Raw genomic sequence first — 6711 nt, 5'->3', positions numbered from 1 at the left:
TCAATCAGGGGGTGACGTCGCAAGCACAGGCTTCAACGGCATTATGGGTTCACCTGGAGCGTTGATAACAGCGGGTAAAATTTGTTCTAATCGACACATGAAATATAAGAAATATTTTCACCAAAAAAAAACCCTCCACAAAATTCAGGAGGGTTTACTGATTCTAAATCAATACGAATTGCAAATTTACAATAATGGAACTTTATAAACACTTGTTGAAAATCAGGATCTCTCAGGCTTAGCAATACCTACTAGCAAGGCTAATTTATAGGTAGTTGAATAGATTTTAAAATAATAACACAACAAATAAGCTAAAAGCTTTTTAGAAAAAGGCAGTCCTTTTTTAAAAAAAAGATTCAATTGCCTCCGCGGTGGGAAGTAGCCTTTAAGAAGCGTCAAAATAAAACTTTTTTTAATATTTTCATTTTCTTTACTTACTTCACCTCCTAGCACTCTTTTACGTTTTTTAAGCATAGCCTTAATATCAGCTCGAGCTGGGTGGTTGACAATAACTTCTGGAGCATATTCAATAGATATACCTTTATCCATCGCTCTCCAGCCCCACTCATTGTCACCTCCAGACATTAATGTATCGTTAAAAAAACCAACTGTTTTAAAATTTTTAGCTAGTGTAATCATATTGGCAGTTGCTGCCCCTCCTGCCTTTGCATATTTCTCCTGATCGAAAGCAAACGCTTTTTCATAAATTTCGACAAGAGTGAGATTGTCAGACTTAAAAAAAAGCTCTATCTTGCCAGCTATTCGTTCAACACCTTTATCAAAACGTTTAACAGCAGCTTCCAGCCAGTAAGGATCAGGAATACAATCAGAATCAGTAAAAGCAATAATTTCACCCTTAGCTAATTTTAAAGCAGCATTTCTTGCTGCATATGACCCCGGCTTTCCCTCGGTAATTATAGTAAAATTATTCGGCAAATAAAAATCAATAGGAGGTATATCTTCTGGTGCATTATTTACAATGATGACTTCGAAATCATCCTTTGGAAAAGTTTGATTTTGCAAGGCAATAACACAGAGCCTTAATCGTGCCCAATCATAATAGGTAGGCACAATAACGGAAGCTCTTGGGCTGCTAATCTTCATAACCCCTCCTGCATTCTCTTGAGCACTTTTACATTCCACCTCAATTTCAAGTTTATAAAAAGACATTTAATCTATCTCCCCGTGGTTATTTAAAGTCTGAAAAATTGACGTCTGATGCTCAAGTGATTCTTTCAGACTTGGGGTAATGTATTCCAAATAATTTCGTGTAAGGTGGTGGGTATCAGACCACATTAACCTTTCATCAAAATATGCTGGACATAATCCATCAACACATATCAATGGGGTAAAATCTATAGAGGTGAACAGAGGAATTATAGCTGCATATTCATCTGCAGGGTTGTCTTTTAGCAGTACTTCTTCAATCGGCCGAGCACACAGACTCGCCTCGTCACGATTTTTCCATACGCAATAGCTAGGATCACTTTCAAACCAAGGATTATCCCTTATGCCCAATACTGGAATACCCAAGGCAGTTATTTCCTTCCATTTTTCCACATGACCATCAGGTACAAACTCAACAGGGTCGCCTACTACTAGCCTGTTGTCACGAGGGCGATTAGACCTTGTCGAGTTTGTTATAACTATATTGGGAGAAAGCTCAATCAAATAGTCAATAATGTTATCATTCCATAGTTTACAAGTATCATTATCCTCCACAATTTCATAACCAAGTGAACAGGAATGTTTTATTATACTTACCACCTTATAACCATACTCTTCTGCTAACTTTGAAAAAAAAGGTTCCCATTGACCAATATGTGATCCACCTACTAATGCAACAACGTTACCAGATGAAGCATCTCCAAACTCACAGGCTGAAATCTCAGACTCTGAAATTTTCGTAGCACAACCGTTGTCAGAATCCATGGCTTCGCCTAAATCATTAGATATCGAAGTAACATAGCCATAGTTTAAATCTGAAGCATTATTTTGTATAGAAATCTTCGAACCATCGAAAGAAGATGTTTTAAAGACAACATTTACATCATCTCGATTTTCAATGTAGTATTTCGCTCCAATACCGATTGTAACGGAAGGAAAAAAAAACAAAAATCCGGCTATATAAGAAATCCATACTCTAGACTTTGGCATTTTCCTAAAAGGCTTTTCAACCAACCAGGTCGTTATAAAAGCTGACAAAATTCCTAATATAACAATCATCATTCCCTTTATAATGCCTAGGTTTGTGGTTTCATAATAATGCTGAAAAAAAACAAGTATAGGCCAATGCCACAGATAGATAGTAAATGACATAGCTCCCATCATTACAAGATAACGATTTGTCAAAATACTTTTCACAAATGTTTTATGTTTATCATCTTTTCCTGAAATGATAAGAAAAACAGCCGCGATAACAGGAAATAGCGAAGCATACCCCGGAAAATTCCATTCTCTAGGAAAGAAAATACCGACACTAAAAAGCAATAATACTCCTAGAAAGGAGAGCATCGATGCCATTTGTTTACTGAGTTTTATGTAAGGTATAAATATAGCAACAAGTGCCCCTATTAAAAACTCCCACAATCTTCCTATAGGGTTAAAATAGGCAGTATTCGGATTATAATGCGTGGAAATGAGGGAATATAAAAAAGAAAAAACAACAACTGCAGAAACACCCAACATCAAAGGGATCAATGACTTAATTCTATTCGATAGATATAACAATGGCCCAATCAAGAAAGGAAAGAAAGCATAGAATTGCACTTGTATTGAGAGAGCCCAGTACTGTTGAAAAGGACTGGCCGGATCTCCAGCCTGTAAGTAGTCAACTTCTCTTCTTATCAGCAAAATGTTTTCTAGATGTCCTGCGCTGAAAATAAATTCATGTATTGTAGCCACCCAATATACAGGTGGTACGAAAAAATAACTGAGAATAAAAGTAATTAATAGAACAACGTAAGCAGATGGAGCTACACGCTTAATAATCCCTCCCCAAAAATGAAAAGTCTTTATATTTCTTTCCTTTGCATACTGGCGAATCAACATGCCTGTCATTAGGAACCCAGATACAACGAAAAATACATCGACCCCTCCGGATACCTTCTGAAACCAGATATGAAAAACAAGTACGAGCATCGCACCTATGGCACGAACACCTTGAATATCCTCACGATATTTGTTATCGGAAGTATAAACATCAAAAGTTTTGTTCACTTCTATCCTCCTTGATAAATAGTAAAACATTCAACATATCTAGTCACAGCGACTTCTAACACCTTAAATAATAACTAAAATTTCAAGCAAAGATATTATTAAAAAGATCGCTAAAAATCTTACTTTGTCGATGGATAATATCTGATAAGTCTGATGCAAAAAGAAATTAATCAACTATTCAAAATAAATATCATTTATTTATTTTTTTATTGATCAATCTAATACATTTCGTGTATCGCCAGACAACCATCTTCAGCACTAAGCATTAACTACGGCGTTCCTAAATTTCTAAAAAACTGATATTTTTTTATTTTCGATTTAATAAAACTGAACTTATGTGCATTAGTGGGTTAGATATAGTTGTAAAATTATAGCTGTAAAATATTCAAGAAGTTTTTCATTATTCATGACAACTTAATTTCTTTGTTACTTTAATTTAAGAAACTTACGCTGGAATTAAAATAAGAATAATTTTTATTCACTTAACACCCGCTCCCGCAATCTACCATAATAAGGCTGAGGTATTATAAGCGTTGCTAAAGTCATCCACTGTCGGGGACGCATACCAAATAATATTAGTGAACGTATATCTGTCTCAACCGATCTTCCAGCTATCTTTTTCTCGACTGCCCAAGACAATATCTTACGGTTTATGGAGGCATTTAAATAATGCTTTTCAATCCAAGAGAGGCCAACTTTAAGTTCACTCTTTAAATCTAAGCAGGGATGAGTTTGAGTCATATTACTTTTATCGCTTACCACACCGCTATTATGAAGCAACCACATGCTCGTAACGGTGGGATCATAGTGAACCATTTTGAGGCTACATATTACTTTTAACCAAAAATAAACATCCCCAGCACGCCGATAGCGACCAACAGGAAATCCACCAAGGGCCATGAATGTACTTTTACGTATGCAAGCCCCGTTCATGTGAATGAAATCAGAACGTGAGAACGCCGCTAAGGCCGCCTGCCGACTCAAAACTCCATTTTGCAAGGATTCACTTCGAGGAACTACTATATTTCCTTCCATTTTCCGGAAAGCATTTACGAAAAAATTAATAGATGGATTTTCCGAAATAGCATTAGCAAATATCGATAGATGGTCATACACAAGCAGATCGTCTGCATCAAAAAAAACCAACCACTGAGATGTTGCCTGCTGTGCTCCATAATTGCGCGCTGCGTATCCACCTGGTCCAGGCTCATCTCGCTGGAACAATCGCAGCTTACCCTTGCGCTCCTCTTGTATTAAAATCTGGAGAGATCCATCTGTAGATGCATCATCAACGACAATAATTTCAAAATTCTTAAAAGTCTGATTATAAAGGCAAGTAAGGGAGTCCAATAGCGTTGAAGCCTTGTTATGCACAGGTACTATGACAGAAAACTTACACATAAACTCACCTCACTGCAAGACATTAACATACTTTAATTAAAATTTATAAATTTTGACATCTATGAACTCTCAAAGGGAGACATTGACTCTTAACCGGAGAATCAATGTATTCAATTTCAGGTGAAAAAAGAAAGCCTTCCACCAACCCGATTGTTACAATTTTAGCTTTTTTTAATTGCCATCTTCGCAATAATTTTAATATCATATAAAAATCTAAACACATAATTTTAACTACTACACGAATTGAGCGATATTTCTTAGTGACAAATATTCTATTTCTTATTAAGTATTTATAATATTTTAGGCGGACTTCACTATTTTCAGAAATTATGTTCAAAACACCTTTCTCCTGACGTAAATGCATAACCTTGCTAGCACCAACTACAAACCCAGGGATATCTTTCGTTATTCTTAACGTATATTCCGTATCCTCACCCCATATAAACATTGAGGAAATTGGCAAACCATACCTCTCAAGGGTACTGCGAGGGACTAGAATAGATACAAAAGTTGCCCTATCAACGGAAACAACACCATATTGAGCGAACTTTGGCCAATCTTTATAACCAATATGATTCATTTTTTTGTTAATAGAGGGTGAATTAGTTACGTAACCATTTTCAGTAAAAGCAGTAGAGATTAAATACGCCCTATCAATTCCATTTTTATCGAGTGTATTATCAGCTTCAATCAAACATTGCAAGGCAGACGGTTCTGGAATGACATCATCATCCATCATCCAAATAAAATCAGCCCCCTCCTGATATGCAAGACGAAACCCAGCATTGAATCCACCCGCAGCACCTATATTCTGCGAGAGTAAATAAATTTTTAGATTAGGATAGTCCAATTCACTTAGTATTTTTTGTGTATTATCATTACTAGCATTATCAACTACAATCACCTGGTCACAAATGCGTGTTTGTGAATAAATGGAAGCTAAGCATAGCTGCAGCAAATCCTGCCGATTGTAGGTGAGTATCACTGCGATCACCTTGCTCATAGTGTCCCCTGCCAAATCATGCCCTTAGAAATCAATGCGGCGTTTAATTATTAGCTAACGCATTCATACGTTTAATACGGCAGCTTCTGACATTACTTACCATCTTGGAATGGTAAACGTTGTTGTTGACGATAAAGAAAATTCAAAAATATCACTATTAAAAAAAGATAGGTTTTATAAAAACAATCATGTCAATTATAATTACAGATACTTTTTTTGAAGCGCTAACCATAAAACATGAATACTTGCAGAATAGTTATCAACCTAATGATTCACTCTTTTCAAACGGCGCCGGATTACTCTTGGAATGTTATTATAAAAAAACTTTAAAAAAGCAATTGGAAAGTAATAAAACGGAGCTTTAAGTTGCCATAATTTTTTTAAGCTAATTTTTAATGAATTAAATGTATAACCTAATCTATTTCCAACCTCAAAGCTCTGACCGTCATGAAGTCGTTTAATTGTTAGCGGCAAATTCACTTGGTAAAACATAAAACCTTTTCTAAGAGCGCGTATCCAAAGATCAATATCGACCTGCCTAAATAATTTTTCATCGTACCCGCCAACCTGATCAAAAAATCGTCGAGAGAAAAGTATAGAGCTATGATTTATCGGATTATTAACATAAAAACTGTCGCAGCCCATTGGTGTTACTGAAAATCCACCCCCGACTAACGACTCCCCGTCTCCATCTCCATAGACGATTTGGCTAGCTGTGACGACAAGTTCTACGTCTGGAAACAGACCCACAGTAGCGACCTGATGCGCCAATTTCTCGGGTAGCCATTTGTCGTCAGCGTCGATATTAGCCAGCCACGGATAGCGCGTATGGCAGACAGCAAGATTAAGCGCCTGCGAACGCCCAATACCTTGTGTATTCACTAACTGAACCTGTATCGGAGCCGTATGGCGTAATCTCTTAAGCACTTCCCAGGTATCGTCGTCTGATCCATCATTGACCACAACGATTTCTTTAGGCGGATAAGTCTGAGAAAAAACAGAAGAAAGACAAGATTCCAAGTATTTAGAACCATTCTTAACCGTCATAATAACAGAGATATTAATCTGATCCATCATTCATCTCCATG

At 36.5% G+C, this 6711-nt stretch carries 6 protein-coding genes; 1 reads left to right on the top strand and 5 read right to left on the bottom strand.

Annotation, left to right across the window (positions count from 1 at the left end):
• The coding region (locus J7J49_RS22275; RefSeq protein WP_215095775.1) for a hypothetical protein at positions 1-208 on the top strand (208 nt) is incomplete at its 5' end.
• Positions 209-222: 14 nt separating this feature from the next.
• Here the strand turns inward: J7J49_RS22275 and J7J49_RS22270 are convergent.
• The 5 genes from J7J49_RS22270 to J7J49_RS22250 form a co-directional block, all read right to left on the bottom strand.
• Entirely contained in the window at positions 223-1170 is a 948-nt protein-coding gene (locus J7J49_RS22270; RefSeq protein WP_215095773.1) for a glycosyltransferase family 2 protein, read from the bottom strand.
• On the bottom strand, positions 1171-3219 hold the full coding sequence (locus tag J7J49_RS22265; protein ID WP_215095771.1) for an acyltransferase family protein: 2049 nt from the start codon (positions 3217-3219) through the stop codon (positions 1171-1173).
• Between the two features lie 474 nt (positions 3220-3693).
• Positions 3694-4620, bottom strand: coding sequence for a glycosyltransferase family A protein (locus J7J49_RS22260; RefSeq protein ID WP_215095768.1), 927 nt, complete (start codon positions 4618-4620; stop codon positions 3694-3696).
• A gap of 43 nt (positions 4621-4663) precedes the next feature.
• Positions 4664-5623 carry a glycosyltransferase family 2 protein gene (locus J7J49_RS22255; protein ID WP_064233027.1) on the bottom strand — a complete coding sequence of 320 codons (960 nt, stop codon included), beginning with the start codon at positions 5621-5623 and terminating at the stop codon, positions 4664-4666.
• A gap of 264 nt (positions 5624-5887) precedes the next feature.
• The gene (locus J7J49_RS22250) at positions 5888-6700 is read right to left on the bottom strand and encodes a glycosyltransferase family 2 protein (protein WP_215095766.1); all 813 of its coding nucleotides are present in this window, start codon (positions 6698-6700) and stop codon (positions 5888-5890) included.
• Positions 6701-6711 lie beyond the last annotated feature (11 nt).

Source organism: Halomonas sp. ISL-56, assembly GCF_018612805.1.
Taxonomy (GTDB): Bacteria; Pseudomonadota; Gammaproteobacteria; order Pseudomonadales; family Halomonadaceae; genus Vreelandella.
The sequence above is the reverse complement of the archived record's forward strand: the minus strand, read 5'-3'. Positions and strand labels throughout refer to the sequence as shown.